This window comes from Leclercia sp. UBA5076, assembly GCF_002416465.1.
In the GTDB taxonomy this organism is placed as follows: Bacteria; Pseudomonadota; Gammaproteobacteria; order Enterobacterales; family Enterobacteriaceae; genus Enterobacter.
Genome location: NZ_DIAO01000004.1, coordinates 331818 through 349706, shown reverse-complemented (window position 1 = coordinate 349706; position 17889 = coordinate 331818). Strand labels below are relative to the sequence as shown.

At 61.2% G+C, this 17889-nt stretch carries 15 protein-coding genes and 1 riboswitch; of the genes, 11 read left to right on the top strand and 4 right to left on the bottom strand.

The features are described from left to right. Positions 1 to 167 precede the first annotated feature (167 nt). The 5 genes from hutI (at position 168) to hutH (ending at position 6436) form a co-directional block, all read left to right on the top strand. On the top strand, positions 168 to 1391 hold the full coding sequence (gene hutI / locus B3X29_RS05270) for an imidazolonepropionase (protein WP_159339333.1): 1224 nt from the start codon (positions 168 to 170) through the stop codon (positions 1389 to 1391). Next, positions 1388 to 2326, top strand: a complete 939-nt coding sequence (gene hutG / locus B3X29_RS05265) for a formimidoylglutamase (protein WP_156654122.1) — start codon at positions 1388 to 1390, stop codon at positions 2324 to 2326. Before hutI ends, hutG begins: the two co-directional genes overlap by 4 nt. 44 nt (positions 2327 to 2370) lie before the next feature. After that, positions 2371 to 3105 (top strand): histidine utilization repressor, encoded by a 735-nt coding sequence (locus B3X29_RS05260; protein ID WP_103178753.1) that lies wholly within the window; start codon positions 2371 to 2373, stop codon positions 3103 to 3105. Between the two features lie 125 nt (positions 3106 to 3230). Then, positions 3231 to 4916, top strand: coding sequence for a urocanate hydratase (gene hutU, locus B3X29_RS05255; RefSeq protein WP_156654123.1), 1686 nt, complete (start codon positions 3231 to 3233; stop codon positions 4914 to 4916). Continuing rightward, on the top strand, positions 4916 to 6436 hold the full coding sequence (gene hutH, locus B3X29_RS05250) for a histidine ammonia-lyase (protein ID WP_156654124.1): 1521 nt from the start codon (positions 4916 to 4918) through the stop codon (positions 6434 to 6436). Before hutU ends, hutH begins: the two co-directional genes overlap by 1 nt. 141 nt (positions 6437 to 6577) lie before the next feature. Here the strand turns inward: hutH and B3X29_RS05245 are convergent, their stop codons facing one another. Beyond that, on the bottom strand, positions 6578 to 7054 hold the full coding sequence (locus B3X29_RS05245; protein WP_103178756.1) for a kinase inhibitor: 477 nt from the start codon (positions 7052 to 7054) through the stop codon (positions 6578 to 6580). 44 nt (positions 7055 to 7098) lie between these two features. Next, positions 7099 to 8406, bottom strand: a complete 1308-nt coding sequence (gene bioA / locus B3X29_RS05240) for an adenosylmethionine--8-amino-7-oxononanoate transaminase (protein ID WP_156654125.1) — start codon at positions 8404 to 8406, stop codon at positions 7099 to 7101. Positions 8407 to 8475: 69 nt separating this feature from the next. Here bioA and bioB point away from each other — a divergent pair, with 69 nt between their 5' ends. The 4 genes from bioB to bioD are packed head-to-tail and all read left to right on the top strand — an operon-like array spanning position 8476 to position 12106. Then, a complete protein-coding gene (bioB, locus tag B3X29_RS05235) occupies positions 8476 to 9516 on the top strand; it encodes a biotin synthase BioB (protein WP_103823529.1) in 1041 nt (346 codons plus the stop codon). After that, positions 9513 to 10670, top strand: coding sequence for an 8-amino-7-oxononanoate synthase (gene bioF, locus B3X29_RS05230; protein WP_156654126.1), 1158 nt, complete (start codon positions 9513 to 9515; stop codon positions 10668 to 10670). The genes bioB and bioF overlap by 4 nt, the downstream gene beginning before the upstream one ends. Then, positions 10654 to 11409, top strand: coding sequence for a malonyl-ACP O-methyltransferase BioC (gene bioC / locus B3X29_RS05225; protein WP_156654127.1), 756 nt, complete (start codon positions 10654 to 10656; stop codon positions 11407 to 11409). The genes bioF and bioC overlap by 17 nt, the downstream gene beginning before the upstream one ends. After that, complete coding sequence (gene bioD, locus B3X29_RS05220; protein ID WP_168192008.1) at positions 11402 to 12106, top strand: dethiobiotin synthase; 705 nt, start codon at positions 11402 to 11404, stop codon at positions 12104 to 12106. The genes bioC and bioD overlap by 8 nt, the downstream gene beginning before the upstream one ends. On the opposite strand, the gene B3X29_RS05215 is transcribed toward bioD, so the two are convergent. Then, entirely contained in the window at positions 12066 to 12770 is a 705-nt protein-coding gene (locus B3X29_RS05215) for an ABC transporter ATP-binding protein (protein WP_103178761.1), read from the bottom strand. The genes bioD and B3X29_RS05215 overlap by 41 nt on opposite strands. Positions 12771 to 13515: 745 nt before the next feature. Between B3X29_RS05215 and uvrB the strand changes: the two genes are divergently transcribed. Then, positions 13516 to 15531, top strand: coding sequence for an excinuclease ABC subunit UvrB (gene uvrB, locus B3X29_RS05210; RefSeq protein WP_103178762.1), 2016 nt, complete (start codon positions 13516 to 13518; stop codon positions 15529 to 15531). A 92-nt stretch (positions 15532 to 15623) separates the two neighbouring features. Here uvrB and yvcK read toward each other — a convergent pair whose 3' ends face one another. Then, the gene (gene yvcK / locus B3X29_RS05205; protein ID WP_103178763.1) at positions 15624 to 16532 is read right to left on the bottom strand and encodes a uridine diphosphate-N-acetylglucosamine-binding protein YvcK; all 909 of its coding nucleotides are present in this window, start codon (positions 16530 to 16532) and stop codon (positions 15624 to 15626) included. 225 nt (positions 16533 to 16757) lie between these two features. Continuing rightward, positions 16758 to 16892, top strand: a riboswitch (molybdenum cofactor riboswitch). Here yvcK and moaA point away from each other — a divergent pair. After that, positions 16880 to 17869: a GTP 3',8-cyclase MoaA gene (moaA, locus tag B3X29_RS05200; RefSeq protein ID WP_159339265.1), complete on the top strand. Its 990-nt coding sequence runs from the start codon at positions 16880 to 16882 to the stop codon at positions 17867 to 17869. It overlaps the preceding riboswitch by 13 nt. The last annotated feature ends 20 nt before the right edge of the window (positions 17870 to 17889 follow it).

Sequence of the window (17889 nt, the reverse complement as noted above, 5' to 3'; positions counted from 1 at the left end):
TCTAAAAATACTGCTGAAACTTTTAGTTGAGTGCAAAAAAGTTGCTTTTTCTTCCCGCGGTTAGCGAGGAAGTTGTCACAAATAAATAACAATCTCGGTAAAGGCGATTGACAGGGCGACAGGAATGAAAATAAATGTCTATACAACCCATGACGAGTGGAAGCCCGATGCTGCAACTTTATCCTGACGATCTGATCTGGCGTAACCTGCGCCTCGCGACGCTGGATCCCGACCACGACACCCCCTATGGCCTGCTGGAAAACCGGGCATTGATTGTGCGCGGTGAGACCATCCTGGCCATCGTGCCGGAATCTGACCTGCCGGATGATCTGCCCAACACCATCGATTTACAGGGGCGGCTGGTGACGCCGGGCCTGATCGACTGCCATACGCATCTGGTGTTTGGTGGCGATCGTGCCGCCGAATGGGAGCAGCGACTCAACGGCGTCTCCTATCAGACCATCAGCGCTCAGGGCGGCGGGATTAACGCCACGGTCACTGCCACCCGGGAGAGCACGCCTGAGCAGCTCGAACAGCTTGCGCAGCAGCGCTTGCAGCGCTTAATGCGCGAGGGTGTCACCACCCTCGAGATAAAGTCGGGTTACGGCCTGGATGACGAATCCGAAGAGAAGATGCTGCGCGTGGCCCGGCGTCTTGCACAGACCAACCCGGTGGAGATCAGCCCGACGCTGCTGGCGGCCCACGCCGTGCCGAAGGCGTATCGCCACGATCCGGATGCCTACATCGACCATGTTTGCCAGCATATGCTGCCTGCACTGTGGGAAAAAGGGCTCTTCGAAGCTGTGGATGTCTTCTGCGAAAATGTCGGGTTTACGCCCGAACAGAGCGAGCGGGTGTTCCAGGCGGCGCAGACGCTGGGCATCCCCATTAAAGGCCACGTTGAGCAGCTCTCCAGTCTCGGCGGCACTGCGCTGGTGAGTCGTTACCATGGGCTCTCCGCCGATCATATTGAATATCTCGACGAGGCTGGTGTCGACGCGATGGCGCAGAGCGGCACCGTGGCGGTGTTACTCCCCGGCGCATTTTACTTTTTACAGGAGCGACAGCGCCCGCCGGTTGCGCGGTTACGCCAGCGGGGGATACCGATGGCGGTCGCCACGGACTACAACCCGGGCACCAGTCCGTTCGCCAGCCTGCATCTGGCGATGAACATGGCCTGCGTGCAGTTTGGTCTCACCCCGGAAGAGGCGTGGGCAGGGGTAACCCGGCACGCGGCACGGGCGCTGGGGCGCGGCGACACCCATGGCCAGTTGAAGGCGGGGTTTGTGGCGGATCTGGCCATCTGGGATGCGAAAAACCCGGTTGAGATGGTCTATGAGCCGGGTCGTAACCCGCTTTATCAGCGCGTATTCAGAGGAAAAGTAGAATGAACCTATGGCAGCCGGTTTCACCTGAGGTCTGGCAGGGTCGCGACGACAGCAGCGAGGCCAGCAACGCGCTGCGCCTGTTCCAGACCGTGCAACTTAGCGACACGCCAACGCCGACCGGCGACGGTATCGCCCTGATTGGCTTCGCCTGCGATGAAGGGGTCAGGCGCAATCAGGGCCGAACCGGTGCCGCACAGGCGCCGGACGTAATACGCCGGGCGCTGGCGAACATGGCCAGTCATCAGGGTCACGAGCGGCTGACCGATATCGGCAACATCCGCGTGGAAGGGGAGGCGCTGGAGGCGGCCCAGCAGGCGCTGAGCGAGACGGTCACCGCCTGTCAGCGGGGCGGGATGCGCACCCTGGTGTTCGGTGGCGGGCATGAAACCGCCTGGGCCCATGGCCGCGGCGTGCTGGATGCCTTTGCCGGCGAGCGTGTAGTAATCATCAACCTCGACGCGCATCTCGATCTGCGAAATGCCCGCCAGGCGACCTCAGGGACACCGTTCCGCCAGCTGGCGCTCTACTGCGCACAACAGCAGCGTGAGTTTCGTTATGCCTGCTTCGGGGTCAGCCGGGCGGCCAACACCCAGGCGCTGTGGGATGAGGCTGCGCGCCTTAACGTTACGCTGGTGGAGGATCTCGATTTCCGCCAGCAGGCGCTTGACGCGCTCACAACGCTTCTGGAACAGGCAGATCGTGTCTACCTGACCCTCGATCTCGACGTGATGCCTGCCGGGGAGATGCCCGCCGTGTCGGCCCCCGCCGCGCTGGGGGTTCCCGCCCGTGATCTGCTCCCGGTTATCGAGCGGATCTGTCGCAGCGGCAAACTGCAGGCGGCCGATCTGGTTGAGTTCAGTCCCGGCTTCGATCGTGACAGTCAGGGGGCGAAGCTCGCCGCACGGCTGGCGTGGCAAATCGCTCACTGGTGGGCATAAAGCTTGTATATACTCGATTTTTTATGACGGCTTAAGGAATTGCTATGTTCTCTCGCGCCCCGCAGCAGCAGGCCAGTGCGCCAGCCCCTTTCTATGAAAAGGTCAAGCAGGCGATCAGCCATCAAATCGCCACCGGCGTCTGGCGTCCCCACGATCGTATCCCCTCCGAGGCGGAGCTGGTGGCCCAGTTCGGCTTCAGCCGGATGACCATCAACCGCGCGCTGCGGGAGCTGACCGATGAGGGACTGCTGGTGCGCCTGCAGGGGGTCGGCACCTTTGTTGCCGAGCCAAAAGGGCAGTCAGCGCTGTTTGAGATCCGCAGCATTGCCGATGAGATCGCCTCCCGCAACCATCAGCACCGGTGTGAAGTGCAGTTCCTCGAAGAGACGCAGGCCAGCGCCGCCCAGGCGGTAGCGTTGAACGTCAAAGAGGGATCGCGCATCTTTCACTCCCTGATGTTGCACTATGAAAATGACGTCCCGGTGCAGATAGAGGATCGCTGCGTCAATGCCGCACTGGTGCCGGACTACCTTCAGCAGGACTACACCACCACCACGCCCCATGCTTATCTGTCGCGGGTTGCGCCGCTGACGGAAGGGGAGCATATCGTCGAGGCGGTGCGGGCCACGCCGAAGGAGTGCGAACTGCTGCGCATCAAGGAGCACGACCCCTGCCTGCTGATCCACCGCCGCACATGGTCAGCCTCCCACATCGTCTCCCATGCCCGGCTGCTCTTCCCCGGCAACCGCTACCGGCTGCAGGGCCATTTTATGTCATAAGCGAAAAGCGTGATTGCTGACGCAATATAACAAAAATGTATCGTAATTGTTAAAACCGCTCTTGTGTGCACTTGTCTATACAAGTATATCTTACTGTATATTCTGTCCCCTATGAGGAGCACACAATGTCGTCAGGTAAGTTTCGCCAGCAAGAGATCCGCGCCCCACGTGGCACCCGGCTGACTGCCAAAAGCTGGCTCACCGAAGCCCCGCTGCGCATGTTAATGAATAACCTCGATCCCGACGTGGCGGAGAACCCTCACGAGCTGGTGGTCTATGGCGGGATTGGCCGCGCCGCGCGCAACTGGGCGTGCTATGACGCCATTGTCGCCGCGCTTACTGAACTGGAAAGCGACGAAACCCTGTTGGTACAGTCCGGCAAACCGGTCGGCGTGTTCAAAACCCACGAAAACGCCCCGCGCGTGCTGATCGCCAACTCCAACCTGGTGCCGCACTGGGCCACCTGGGAACACTTTAACGAGCTGGATGCGAAAGGGCTGGCGATGTATGGCCAGATGACCGCCGGCAGCTGGATCTACATTGGCAGCCAGGGCATCGTCCAGGGGACCTACGAGACCTTTGTCGAAGCAGGCCGCCAACACTATAACGGCTCCCTGAAAGGCCGCTGGGTGCTCACCGCAGGCCTGGGCGGTATGGGCGGCGCACAGCCGCTGGCGGCAACGCTGGCGGGGGCCTGTTCCCTGAATATTGAGTGCCAGCAGAGCCGCATCGATTTCCGTCTGCGGACCCGCTACGTTGATGAGCAGGCCGAAACGCTTGACGACGCCCTGGCGCGCATCCAGAAATATACCGCCGAGGGACGGGCCGTCTCCATTGCCCTGTGCGGTAACGCCGCCGAGATCCTACCGGAACTGGTGGCGCGCGGCGTGCGCCCGGACCTGGTCACCGACCAGACCAGCGCCCACGATCCGCTGCACGGCTACCTGCCAAAAGGCTGGAGCTGGGAAGCGTACCAGCAGAAAGCGCAGCAGGATCCGGAAGGCACCGTGCTGGCGGCGAAGCGTTCCATGGCTGACCACGTTAACGCGATGCTGGCCTTCAGCCAGCAGGGTGTACCGACTTTCGATTACGGCAACAACATCCGTCAGATGGCGAAAGAGATGGGCGTGACCAACGCCTTCGACTTCCCGGGCTTTGTCCCGGCCTATATCCGTCCGCTGTTCTGCCGCGGGATTGGCCCGTTCCGCTGGGTGGCCCTCTCCGGCGACCCGGAGGATATCTACAAAACCGACGCCAAAGTGAAAGAGATCATTCCCGATGATGAGCACCTCCATCACTGGCTGGACATGGCCCGCGAGCGCATCAACTTCCAGGGACTGCCGGCGCGGATCTGCTGGGTTGGGCTGGAGTGGCGTCAGAAGCTGGGCCTGGCCTTCAACGAAATGGTGCGCAGCGGTGAAGTCTCCGCGCCCATCGTCATTGGTCGCGACCATCTCGACTCCGGCTCGGTTGCCAGCCCGAACCGCGAAACTGAAGCGATGCAGGACGGCTCCGACGCGGTCTCCGACTGGCCGCTGCTGAACGCGCTGCTCAACACTGCCAGCGGCGCCACCTGGGTCTCGCTGCACCACGGCGGCGGGGTGGGCATGGGCTTCTCCCAGCATGCCGGGATGGTGATCGTCTGCGACGGCACCGATGAAGCCGCGGCCCGTATTGCCCGCGTCCTGCACAACGATCCGGCGACAGGCGTTATGCGCCATGCCGATGCCGGGTATGACATTGCCATCGACTGCGCGAAAGAGCAGGGACTCAACCTGCCGATGATCGCGGCCACACAAGGAAAGCACTAATGAACGCCTTAACCCTGACGCCCGGCTCCCTGACCCTGGCCCAGCTGCGCCAGATCTGGCAGCAGCCGCACCAGTTGACGCTCGATGAGGCGGCCCATAAGGCGATTAACGACAGCGTCGCCTGCGTGGAAGCCATTGTTGCAGAAGGGCGCACCGCCTACGGCATTAACACCGGGTTTGGCCTGCTGGCGCAGACGCGCATCGCCACCCACGATCTGGAAAACCTGCAACGTTCGCTGGTGTTGTCCCACGCGGCGGGCGTGGGCGAGCCGCTGGATGATGACATGGTGCGCCTGATGATGGTGCTGAAGATCAACAGCCTGGCGCGCGGTTTCTCCGGCATCCGCCTGAGCGTGATTGAGGCGCTGATTGCCATGGTCAATGCGGGCGTCTACCCGTGGATCCCGGCCAAAGGCTCGGTGGGTGCCTCCGGCGACCTGGCGCCGCTGGCGCACATGTCTCTGACCCTGCTCGGCGAAGGCAAAGCCCGCTACCGTGGCGAATGGCTCCCGGCCGCCACCGCCCTGCAAAAAGCGGGGCTGGCCCCGGTGACGCTGGCGGCGAAAGAGGGGCTGGCCCTGCTGAACGGCACCCAGGCCTCCACCGCCTTTGCCCTGCGCGGTCTGTTTGAAGCTGAAGATCTCTTTGCCTCGGCGGTGGTCTGCGGGGCGCTGACCACCGAAGCGGTGCTCGGCTCCCGGCGTCCGTTTGATGCCCGCATCCACGAGGTGCGCGGCCAGCGCGGGCAGATCGACGCCGCGGCGCTGTTCCGCCACGTTCTGACCGACACCAGCGCCATTGCCGACTCGCATCATAACTGCGACAAGGTGCAGGATCCCTACTCCCTGCGCTGTCAGCCGCAGGTGATGGGCGCCTGCCTGACCCAGCTGCGCCAGGCGGCAGAGGTGCTACTGGTGGAATCCAATGCCGTCTCCGACAACCCGCTGGTCTTCGCGGCGGAAAGTGAGGTGGTCTCCGGCGGCAACTTCCATGCCGAACCGGTGGCGATGGCGGCGGATAATCTGGCCCTGGCGATTGCCGAGATCGGCGCGCTCTCTGAACGCCGTATCGCGCTGATGATGGATAAACATATGTCCCAGCTGCCGCCGTTCCTGGTGCGCAATGGCGGGGTGAACTCCGGCTTTATGATTGCCCAGGTCACCGCCGCGGCGCTGGCGAGCGAGAACAAGGCGCTGTCCCACCCGCACAGCGTGGACAGTCTGCCCACCTCCGCCAACCAGGAAGACCATGTCTCAATGGCCCCGGCAGCAGGCCGTCGCTTATGGGAGATGACGGGTAATACCCGTGGCGTGCTGGCGGTCGAGTGGCTGGCGGCAGCGCAAGGCTGCGATTTGCGTGATGGCCTCACCTCCAGCCCGCTGCTGGAGCAGGCGCGTCATATCCTGCGGGAGCAGGTGGCGCACTATGATGATGATCGCTTCTTCGCCCCGGACATTGATGCAGCGATGGATCTGCTGAAGAAAGGGAGTCTGGCGGCGATGTTACCGGCCTTCCTGTAATACACGCCCGGTGGCGCTACGCTTACCGGGCCTACAAATGCCAACGTAGGCCGGGTAAGGCGAAGCCGCCACCCGGCAAATGCCCGGCGGCGCTGCGCTTGCACGGGCCTACGGTTTTGTGCGGTTTCCGGGACTGCTTTTTTATGAATACATCGCCGTGATGGAGGCACTTCCCAGGGTGTGGAAATGGACGTTAAAGCCCACCATTGCACCGCTCGCCTCCTCATCTACCTCAATCCTTTCCACATCCAGCGCATGCACCGTGAAGATATAGCGATGGGTTTCGCCCTTAGGGGGTGCCGCGCCGCCGTATCCCGCTTTGCCAAAATCGGTGCGGGTCTCTACGGCACCCTCCGGCAGCGCCACCAGCGACGAGCCTGACCCCTGCGGCAGCACGCGGATATCGGCCGGGATATTGGCGACAACCCAGTGCCACCAGCCGGAGCCGGTAGGGGCGTCCGGGTCATAACAGGTCACGACAAAGCTTTTGGTGCCCGGCGGCACCTCGTCCCACGCCAGATGCGGAGAGATGTTATCTCCCTCATAGCCCATACCGTTAAACACGTGGCGCAGCGGGAGTTTATCGCCGTCGCGCAGATCCTTACTGATGAGTTTCATACTGTTCCTCCGTAATAAGCTCAGCCAGAAGTGTAACGCATAAACTAGATCGTAAAGTGCGCAGGTTCCTGTACGGCATCCACCACCGCGGCGGTCAGCTTGCTGAGCTGGTCACGGCTGATCGGATACGGCGGCATCAGATAGATTAGCTTGCCGAACGGCCGCACCCAGACGCCGCGCGCCACAAAGAAGCGTTGCAGCGCCGCCATGTTCACCGGGTGAGTCGTTTCGACGACGCCAATGGCCCCCAGCACCCGCACGTCGGCGACACATTCTGCCTCCCGCGCCGTCGCCAGTTCATCCTTCAGCTGGGCTTCGATGGCGGCCACCTGGGTCTGCCACTCGCCGCTCTCCAGCAATGCCAGACTTTCACTGGCGACGGCGCAGGCCAGCGGGTTACCCATAAAGGTCGGACCGTGCATAAAGCAGCCCGCCTCGCCGTTGCTGATGGTCTCGGCCACCAGGCGGGTGGTGAGGGTGGCGGAGAGGGTCATGGTGCCGCCGGTCAGGGCTTTGCCGAGGCAGAGAATGTCCGGCGTAATCCCCGCGTGCTCGCAGGCAAACAGTTTACCGGTGCGCCCGAAGCCGGTGGCAATCTCGTCGGCAATCAGCAGGATACCTTCCCGGTCGCACATCCTGCGGATGCGCTTCAGCCATTCGGGATGGTAGATGCGCATGCCGCCGGCACCCTGCACGATGGGCTCAAGGATCACCGCGGCAATCTCGTGGCGATGGGCGGCCATCAGGCGGGCAAAGCCGACCATATCCTTCTCATCCCACTCGCCGTCAAAGCGGCTCTGCGGCGCCGGGGCAAAGAGGTTCTCCGGCAGGTAGCCCTTCCACAGGCTGTGCATCGAGTTGTCGGGATCGCAGGCCGACATCGCCCCGAAGGTGTCGCCATGATAGCCGTTACGGAAGGTGAGGAACCGCTGGCGGGATTCGCCTTTGGCGTGCCAGTACTGCAACGCCATTTTCATCGCCACCTCCACCGCCACCGAGCCGGAGTCGGCCAGGAACACGCACTCCAGCGCGTCGGGGGTCATTGCCACCAGCCGACGGCAGAGATCTACCGCGGGAGGATGGGTGATCCCGCCGAACATCACGTGCGACATGCGGTCAATCTGCGCTTTCATCGCGCTGTTCAGCCGGGGGTGATTGTAGCCGTGAATGGCCGCCCACCATGAGGACATCCCGTCTACCAGCTGTTCGCCGTTGGCCAGCGTCAGCTCGCAGCCGTGGGCTTCCGTCACCGGATAAACCGGCAGGGGCTGGGTCATGGAGGTGTAAGGATGCCAGATATGTTGCCGATCGAAGGCGAGATCGTCCGTTGTCATAATCGACTTGTAAACCATTTTGAAAACATTTAGGTTTACAAGCATAAACCGAAACCACGCTGAACTAAACCCCTTTGGAGATGCCCCATGGCTCACCAGACTCGCTGGACAATGTCGCAAGTCACTGCATTATTTGAAAAACCCCTTCTTGAACTGCTGTTTGAAGCGCAGCAGATCCACCGTCAGCATTTCGATCCGCAGCAGATTCAGGTCAGTACGCTGCTGTCGATCAAGACCGGCGCCTGCCCGGAAGACTGTAAATACTGCCCGCAAAGTGCGCGCTACAAAACCGGCCTCGAATCCGAGCGGCTGATGGAGGTGGAGCAGGTGCTGGAGTCGGCGCGTCAGGCGAAAAACGCCGGGTCGACCCGCTTCTGCATGGGCGCGGCGTGGAAAAACCCGCACGAGCGCGACATGCCTTACCTCGAACAGATGGTACAGGGCGTTAAGGCGATGGGGCTGGAGGCCTGCATGACCCTCGGCACGCTGGATGACAGCCAGGCGCAGCGCCTGGCCTCGGCGGGGCTCGATTATTACAACCACAACCTCGACACCTCCCCGGAGTTCTACGGCAATATCATCACCACCCGTACCTACCAGGAGCGGCTGGACACGCTGGATAAAGTGCGTGAGGCGGGCATTAAGGTCTGCTCGGGCGGCATCGTGGGGCTGGGCGAAACGGTCACCGATCGCGCCGGTCTGCTGTTGCAGTTGGCGAACCTGCCGACCCCGCCGGAAAGCGTGCCGATCAACATGCTGGTGAAGGTGAAGGGCACTCCGCTGGCCGATAACGACGACGTTGACGCCTTTGATTTCATCCGCACCATTGCGGTGGCGCGGGTGATGATGCCAACCTCTTATGTGCGCCTCTCGGCGGGCCGCGAGCAGATGAACGAGCAGACCCAGGCGATGTGCTTTATGGCCGGGGCCAACTCTATCTTCTACGGCTGCAAACTGCTCACCACCCCGAACCCGGAAGAGGACAAAGATGTCCAGCTGTTCCGCAAGCTGGGGCTTAATCCGCAGCAGACCGCGGTTCTCACCGGCGATAACGAACAGCAGCACCAGCTGGAACAGCAGCTCTTCAACGCCGATACCGACCAGTTCTATAACGCGGCGACGCTATGACCTGGCAGCAACGTATTGATGCCGCCCTCGACGCCCGTCGGGCGGCAGAGGCGCTGCGCGTGCGCACCCCGGTGGAGAACGGCGCAGGCCGTTTTCTCACCTGCGACCAGCGGCGCTACTCTAATTTCTCCAGCAACGACTATCTCGGTCTGAGCCAGCATCCGGCCCTTATCCGCGCCTGGCAACAGGGGGCGGAGCAGTATGGCGTGGGCAGTGGCGGCTCCGGCCACGTCAGCGGCTATACCCGCGCGCATCAGGCGCTGGAGGAGCAGCTCGCCGACTGGCTCGGCTACCCCCGGGCGCTGCTGTTTATCTCCGGCTTTGCTGCCAATCAGGCGCTGATTGCTGCCCTGACCGGCAAGGACGATCGCATTGTGGCCGACCGCTTAAGCCACGCCTCCCTGCTGGAAGCGGCCAGTCACAGCCCGGCCCAGCTCCGGCGCTTCGCCCATAACGATGCCGCTCAGCTCGCTTCGCTGCTGGATATACCCTGCGAGGGCCAGCAGCTGGTGGTGACCGAGGGGATCTTCAGCATGGATGGCGACAGCGCCCCGCTGGTCGATATCCATGCTGTGGCCCGGCGTCAGGGCAGCTGGCTGCTGGTGGACGATGCTCACGGGATTGGCGTTACCGGGCCAGAAGGGCGCGGCAGTGCGGCACATCTGGGCGTCAAACCCGAGCTGCTGGTGGTCACCTTTGGCAAAGGCGTTGGCATCAGCGGCGCAGCGGTACTGTGCAGCGACCCGGTGGCTGATTATCTGTTGCAGTTTGCCCGACATCTCATCTACAGCACCAGCATGCCCCCTGCCCAGGCGGTGGCATTACTGGCAGCCTTTAATCTTATTCGCAGCGACGAAGGGGAGGCGCGGCGGCAGCGGCTCTCGACGCTTATCAGCCAGTTCCGCGCAGGCGTGAGCGGCCTTCCGCTTGAGATCACCGCCTCGCAAAGCGCCATTCAGCCGCTGATTGTGGGCGAAAACGCGCGCGCCCTGCATCTGGCGCAGACCCTCAGAGAGAAGGGGATCTGGGTGACGGCCATTCGTCCGCCTACCGTACCGGCGGGCACGGCGCGCTTACGCCTGACCCTGACGGCGGCCCATGAAGCGGCAGACATCACCGCGTTACTGGAGGCGCTGCATGTCGCAAGTGAATAAACAGGCCATTGCCGCCGCCTTTGGCCGGGCGGCGCAGAGCTATTCCCGCCACGACGCGCTCCAGCGGCAAAGTGCTGACGGCCTGCGGGCGCTGCTCGCAGAAAACGCCTTCCCCAGCGTGCTGGACGCCGGCTGTGGCCCGGGCAGCAACAGCCTCGCCTGGCGCAGAAGTGGCAGCGTGGTGACGGCGATGGATCTCAGCGCCCCGATGCTGGAGGAAGCGCGCCGCAACCGGGCGGCCGACCACTATCTGCAGGCGGATATCGAAGCCATTCCGCTGGCGGATGCGCAGTTCAGTCTGGTCTGGAGCCATCTGGCGGTGCAGTGGTGCGCCAGCCTGCCGCAGGCGCTGACGGAGCTCTGTCGCGTGGCGAAGCCCGGAGGCAGGGTGGCCTTTACCACGCTGCTGAACGGCTCCCTGCCGGAGCTGAAGCAGGCCTGGCAGGCGGTAGACACGCAGCCGCACACCAACCGCTTTCTGAGCCGGGAAGAGGTAAACGATGCCCTCGATGGCTGGCGGCACCGCTGTGCGGTCCAGACCATCACGCTGCACTTTGACGATGCGCTCAGCGCCATGCACTCCCTGAAGGGGATCGGCGCCACCCATCTGCATGCCGGGCGGGCCGCCAGGCCCTTAACCCGGGGACAGCTGCAGGATCTGGCGCAGGCCTGGCCGCAGCGTAATGGCAAATACCCGCTCTCTTATCAACTTTTTCATGGGATTATCGAACGTGACTGAACGCTATTTTGTCACCGGCACCGACACCGAGGTCGGAAAAACCGTCGCCAGCACCGCCCTGCTACAGGCGGCACGGGCGCTGGGCCGCAACACCGCCGGGTATAAGCCCGTGGCCTCGGGCAGCGAAATGACCGCGGAAGGGCTGCGTAACAGCGATGCGCTGGCGCTACAGCGCAACAGCAGCGTGGCGCTCAGCTATCAGGCGGTGAACCCTTACACCTTCGCGGAGCCCACCTCGCCGCATATCGTCAGCGCGGAAGAGCAACGACCCATCGAGTTCAGTGCGCTTTCAGCCGGGCTACGCGCGCTGGAAAGCCAGGCCGACTGGGTGCTGGTGGAAGGGGCGGGCGGCTGGTTTACGCCGCTCTCCCCGGAGCAGACCTTCGCCGACTGGGCAATCGCCGAGCGCCTGCCGGTGATCCTGGTGGTGGGGGTGAAGCTGGGCTGCATCAACCACGCCATGCTGACCGCCCAGGCGATCCGCCAGGCGGGGCTGCATGTTGCAGGCTGGATAGCCAATGGGGTGGTAGCCCCCGGCAAACGTCATGGCGAATACATGGCAACGCTGAAACGCGTACTGCCTGCACCGCTGCTGGGCGAAATCCCCTGGCTTGGCGAGCAGGCCGACACGGCGGATATCGGGCGTTATCTCTCTCTCAGCGCACTGGCGCCGTCGGCCCCATCCAGTGGGCAATAAGCGGGTCATCCAGCTCGCTGACGCGGCCCTGGGCCACGTTTCGCCCGCGGTAAAGCAGGCAGAAGCGCTCCGCCACCCGGCGGATCAGCGACAGGTGCTGCTCGGCGAGCAGCACCGTTAGCCCCAGTTCGCGGTTAAACCTGAGCAGCAACTGCGCCAGCCTGATGCTAAACAGCGGGCTGGCGCCACGGCTGGGCTCGTCGAGGATCAGCAGGCGAGGGCGGGTGACCAGCGCGTTCGCCAGTGCCAGCTGGTACTGCTGGTCGTCGTTCAGTCCTGACGCCCGCTGCTGACGTAGCGGGTAAAGCTCCGGAAAGAACTCAAAAATTTCGCTACTCACCGACCCGCCCACGCTCCCTTTTGCCATCCGCGCGATATGCAGGTTCTCTTCTACCGTCAGCTGGGAAAAAATCCGCCTCTCCTGTGGGACAAAGCCAATTTCTGCGCCCGGAAGCCACTCACAAGGGGAGGCTCCGGCGTCATGCCAGACCATCGTACCGCTGGCAATAGGCAGCAGGCCGGCGATGCAGTTTACGAGGGTGGTTTTTCCCATTCCGGGCAGTCCGACCACCCCGGTACAGACGCCGGGCGGCAGATCAAGGTCGACGTTCCACAGGGTGTGGCGATCCCCGTAATACTGATTAACGGCACGCAGGCTCAACATGGTGTTTCTCCTTAACAGGCATCGATGACCTCGGGTACAGTGCAAGACTCTTGCCATCGACCTGAAAAGGAGGATTAAACCCCGTTTTTTCGGAATCCCCTCAGTAAACAGCGCAGGTAGCCAGGAAGCGTGCACTGCCCCGGTGCCCCAAAGGGTGAGCCTGGTGCAGCGACTATTTGAACAAAATGTGAGCAGTGTCTCGTCAATTCGTTATCCAATTTTTGGCAACAGATCGCCAAAATTGGGCAATAAAAAATTTTTACCGTCGCGCTGTGGGTAAAAACCGGGAATTAGCCGAGTCACGCTCCGTATGGGCTGGAGGCAGTTATCCACTATTCCTGTGGATAACCATGTGCATTAGAGTTAGAAAACGCGAGGTAAGCGAGAGAATACGCGGCCTGCGCCTGAATTGCTGCGAAACGCGTCTTTTTGAAAAGATTAAATTAAATCAATGCGTTAAATAAAATCAATCGTTGTCATTAAACGGTCACGATAATGCGCTTAAGTCCGGCGTCTCGCCTTGACAAATGTTAAAAAATAAAAAGTTCTGGGGATAACCGTGCGTTGATGGAATTTTATCCCGTCGCAGCCGAAATTTTGTGCAGCTTCGTTTGATTCTTACCCAGGGTGGCACAAAACGACGCGGTTGCCACTGGATTTATGTCCAGTATAATTTACTGGCAAAAATAGCCATCAGGAGTAAAATTACTCACCTGCCGTATTAACCATCATCAGGTCGCCGTTCATGAGTAAACCGTTCAAACTGAATTCCGCTTTCCGTCCTTCCGGCGATCAGCCTGAAGCGATTCGCCGTCTGAAAGAGGGGCTGGAGGATGGGCTTGCGCACCAGACGCTGCTGGGGGTGACCGGGTCGGGTAAAACCTTCACCGTTGCCAACGTGATCGCCGATCTCCAGCGCCCTACAATGGTGCTTGCCCCGAACAAAACCCTGGCGGCGCAGCTCTACGGCGAGATGAAAGAGTTCTTCCCGGAGAATGCGGTGGAGTACTTCGTGTCGTACTACGACTACTATCAGCCGGAAGCCTACGTTCCCAGCTCGGACACCTTTATCGAGAAAGATGCCTCGGTGAACGAGCATATCGAGCAGATGCGTCTCTCCGCAACCAAGGCGCTGCTTGAGCGCCGTGACGTGGTGGTGGTGGCCTCGGTGTCGGCCATCTACGGCCTCGGCGACCCGGATCTCTACCTGAAGATGATGCTGCACCTGACCGTGGGGATGATTATCGATCAGCGCGCCATTTTGCGTCGCCTGGCCGAGCTGCAGTACACCCGTAACGATCAGGCGTTCCAGCGCGGCACGTTCCGCGTGCGCGGCGAAGTGATCGACATCTTCCCGGCGGAGTCGGACGACTTCGCGCTGCGCGTCGAGCTTTTCGATGAAGAGGTGGAGCGGCTGTCGCTGTTCGACCCGCTGACCGGCCATGTGGAATCGACCATTCAGCGCTTCACGGTCTACCCGAAAACCCACTACGTCACCCCGCGCGAGCGCATCGTGCAGGCGATGGAGGACATCAAGGTTGAACTGGCGGATCGCCGCAGGGTGCTGTTAGAAAATAACAAGTTGCTGGAAGAGCAGCGTATCAGCCAGCGTACCCAGTTCGATCTCGAGATGATGAACGAGCTGGGCTACTGCTCCGGTATCGAAAACTACTCGCGCTATCTCTCTGGCCGTGGGCCGGGCGAAGCGCCGCCAACCCTGTTTGACTACCTGCCGGCGGATGGCCTGCTGGTGGTGGATGAATCCCACGTCACCATTCCGCAGATTGGCGGGATGTATCGTGGCGACCGGGCGCGTAAAGAGACCCTGGTGGAGTACGGCTTCCGTCTGCCGTCGGCGCTGGATAACCGTCCGATGAAGTTTGAAGAGTTCGAGGCGCTGGCGCCGCAAACCATCTACGTGTCGGCTACGCCAGGTAACTACGAGCTGGAGAAGTCGGGCGACGAAGTGGTGGATCAGGTGGTGCGTCCGACCGGCCTGCTGGACCCGATTATCGAAGTACGCCCGGTGGCCACCCAGGTAGATGACCTGCTCTCGGAGATCCGCGCCCGGTCGGCTATTAACGAGCGTGTGCTGGTGACGACCCTGACCAAGCGGATGGCGGAAGACCTGACCGAATACCTCGAAGAGCACGGTGAGAAGGTGCGCTATCTGCACTCGGATATCGACACCGTGGAGCGCATGGAGATTATCCGCGATCTGCGTCTTGGCGAGTTCGATGTGCTGGTGGGGATCAACCTGCTGCGTGAGGGGCTGGATATGCCAGAAGTGTCGCTGGTGGCGATTCTGGACGCCGATAAAGAGGGCTTCCTGCGTTCCGAGCGCTCGCTGATCCAGACCATTGGCCGTGCGGCACGAAACGTTAACGGCAAAGCGATTCTCTACGGGGATAAGATCACCCCGTCGATGGCGAAAGCGATCGGCGAAACCGAACGCCGTCGCGAGAAGCAGCAACGCTATAACGAAGAGCACGGGATCGTTCCGCAGGGGCTCAACAAGAAGGTGGTGGATATCCTGCAGCTCGGACAGAATATCGCGAAAACCAAAACCAAGGGTCGCGGCAAGTCGCGCTCACCGGTTGAGGCCGATACCGTGGCACTGACGCCGAAAGCGCTGCAGCAGAAAATCCACGAGCTGGAAGGGCAGATGATGCAGCACGCACAGAACCTGGAGTTCGAAGAGGCGGCGCAGATCCGCGACCAGCTGCATCAGCTGCGGGATTTATTCATCGCCGCGTCGTAGTTTGTACCCGGTGGCGCTTACCGGCTCAACAACGGCACGCTGCCTGTAGGCCCGGTAAGCGAAGCGCCACCGGGCATTACAGGCCGCGCAAGCTAACCCAACGCCTGAATCGCCCTCTCCAGCGCCACGCGGAGCAGATGCCGGTCGTGACGGTACTTGATGTCGCTTGCTTCGAGCGGCTCCTGCACCACCACCCGGCCCTCCATACCTGAGATATCCTCTTTCGGCCCGACCACTACCGCATCGACGATCTTTTTACCGACATACTGCTCCATCAGCGCCAGCTTTGCGGCCAGCGAAAGCCCGGCGGCGGCCGGACTGAGTTCGCGACCCAGATTGCCGATATAGACCACCGGGGCGGGCGTGCGCCGCAGCGCCTGGGCCAGCTCTTTAATCAGCAGGAGCGGCATCAGGCTGGTGTAAAAACTGCCGGGGCCGATGAGGATCAGATCCGCTTCACCAATCGCTTCTACCGCTTCGCGGGTCGCCGGGACAGTGGGGTAGAGCATCAGCTCTTTCGGGGGCAGGGCAAGCTGATCGATATTCACTTCGCCATACACTTCATGGTCGTTGCAGTCGATTGCCATCAAATCGACCGGAAGCTCGGACATGGGGATGAGAAAGGCGTCCACTTTAAGCAGGTTGCGGATTAAATTGATCGCCTCCAGAGGCCGCACGCTGAGGTGATCCAGCGCCTTTAACATCAGATTTCCAAGGTTATGCCCGGAAAGCTCGCCATTACCGGCAAAACGATACTCAAACATGGCCGAAGCCACGCTCGGTTCCGTGATAAGCTGATTTAAACAGTTGCGCATGTCGCCCCAGGCGATACCGCCTTCGGAGCGGCGGATGCGCCCGGTTGAGCCGCCATTATCGGTGGTCGTGACGATCCCTGTCAGGCGGGAGCCGAGCGATGACAGGGAGGACATGACCCGGCCCAGTCCATGGCCTCCGCCGAGAGCGACCACCCGGTCAAGATCCGCAAAAGTGCGATTGCGCATAAAAATTCCTTATTGAGACCAACATGTAAACAGTAACGCAACTACTCCTAAATGACGATGCTGCGACCCGCGCAAAATGACGTATATCAATGCAAAAATGTGATAATGACGTATTCTGAACCGAAATTGCACGATTAGCTCGCTATATACATTTTTATATAGCGTAAGTCGACGATAGCGAAACTCGCTTTAACACGCTACTATCGACATAACCACGTTTTCATCATTGAAAACATACACTCTAGCCTTTGCGCCTGTGTCGACAGATATGGCGCTCTGGCCGTGGCGCTTTTGCCACCAGGGTACAGGAAGAAATGACTGTGCCTCCCGTATCAGGAAAGGTGTACATGGCTTCACAACTTACCGATGCATTCGCGCGTAAGTTTTTTTACCTGCGTTTGTCGATTACCGATGTGTGCAACTTCCGTTGCACCTACTGCCTGCCGGATGGCTATAAGCCTGGCAGCGTCACCAATAACGGCTTTCTCTCCGTGGATGAAGTGCGCCGCGTCACGCGCGCGTTTGCCGCCATGGGAACGGAGAAGGTCCGTCTTACCGGCGGCGAACCCTCGCTGCGCCGGGACTTCACCGATATTATCGCGGCGGTGCGCGAAAACGACGCCATCCGCCAGATTGCGGTCACCACCAATGGCTATCGTCTGGCGCGCGATGTCGCGCAATGGCGCGACGCGGGGCTGACAGCCATCAACGTCAGCGTCGACAGTCTGGATGCCCGCCAGTTTCATGCCATCACCGGACAGGATAAATTCCACCAGGTGATGGAAGGTATCGACGCGGCCTTTGCGGCCGGCTTCGACAAGGTGAAGGTCAACACCGTGCTGATGCGCGATGTGAACCATCATCAGCTGGATATCTTCCTGGCGTGGATCAAGCCCCGCCGCATTCAGCTGCGCTTCATTGAGCTGATGGAAACCGGCGAGGGCAGCGACCTCTTCTCCCGTCATCACATCTCCGGCATGGTATTGCGCGATGAACTGCTCAAACGCGGCTGGATCCACCAGCTTCGCCAGCGCAGCGACGGCCCGGCGCAGGTCTTTTGCCACCCCGACTACGAAGGGGAGATTGGCCTTATCATGCCGTATGAAAAAGACTTCTGTGCCAGCTGTAACCGCCTGCGCGTCTCGTCGGTGGGCAAGCTGCACCTCTGCCTGTTTGGCGATGGCGGCGTCGACCTGCGCGATCTGCTGGCCGATGATGCGCAGCAGGCGGCGCTGCAAGCACGCATTTCTGAGGCGCTGATGCACAAAAAACAGACCCACTTCCTGCATCAGGGCAACACCGGGATCACCCAGAACCTGTCATACATTGGCGGGTAATCGCAACAAGGAACCAGAAG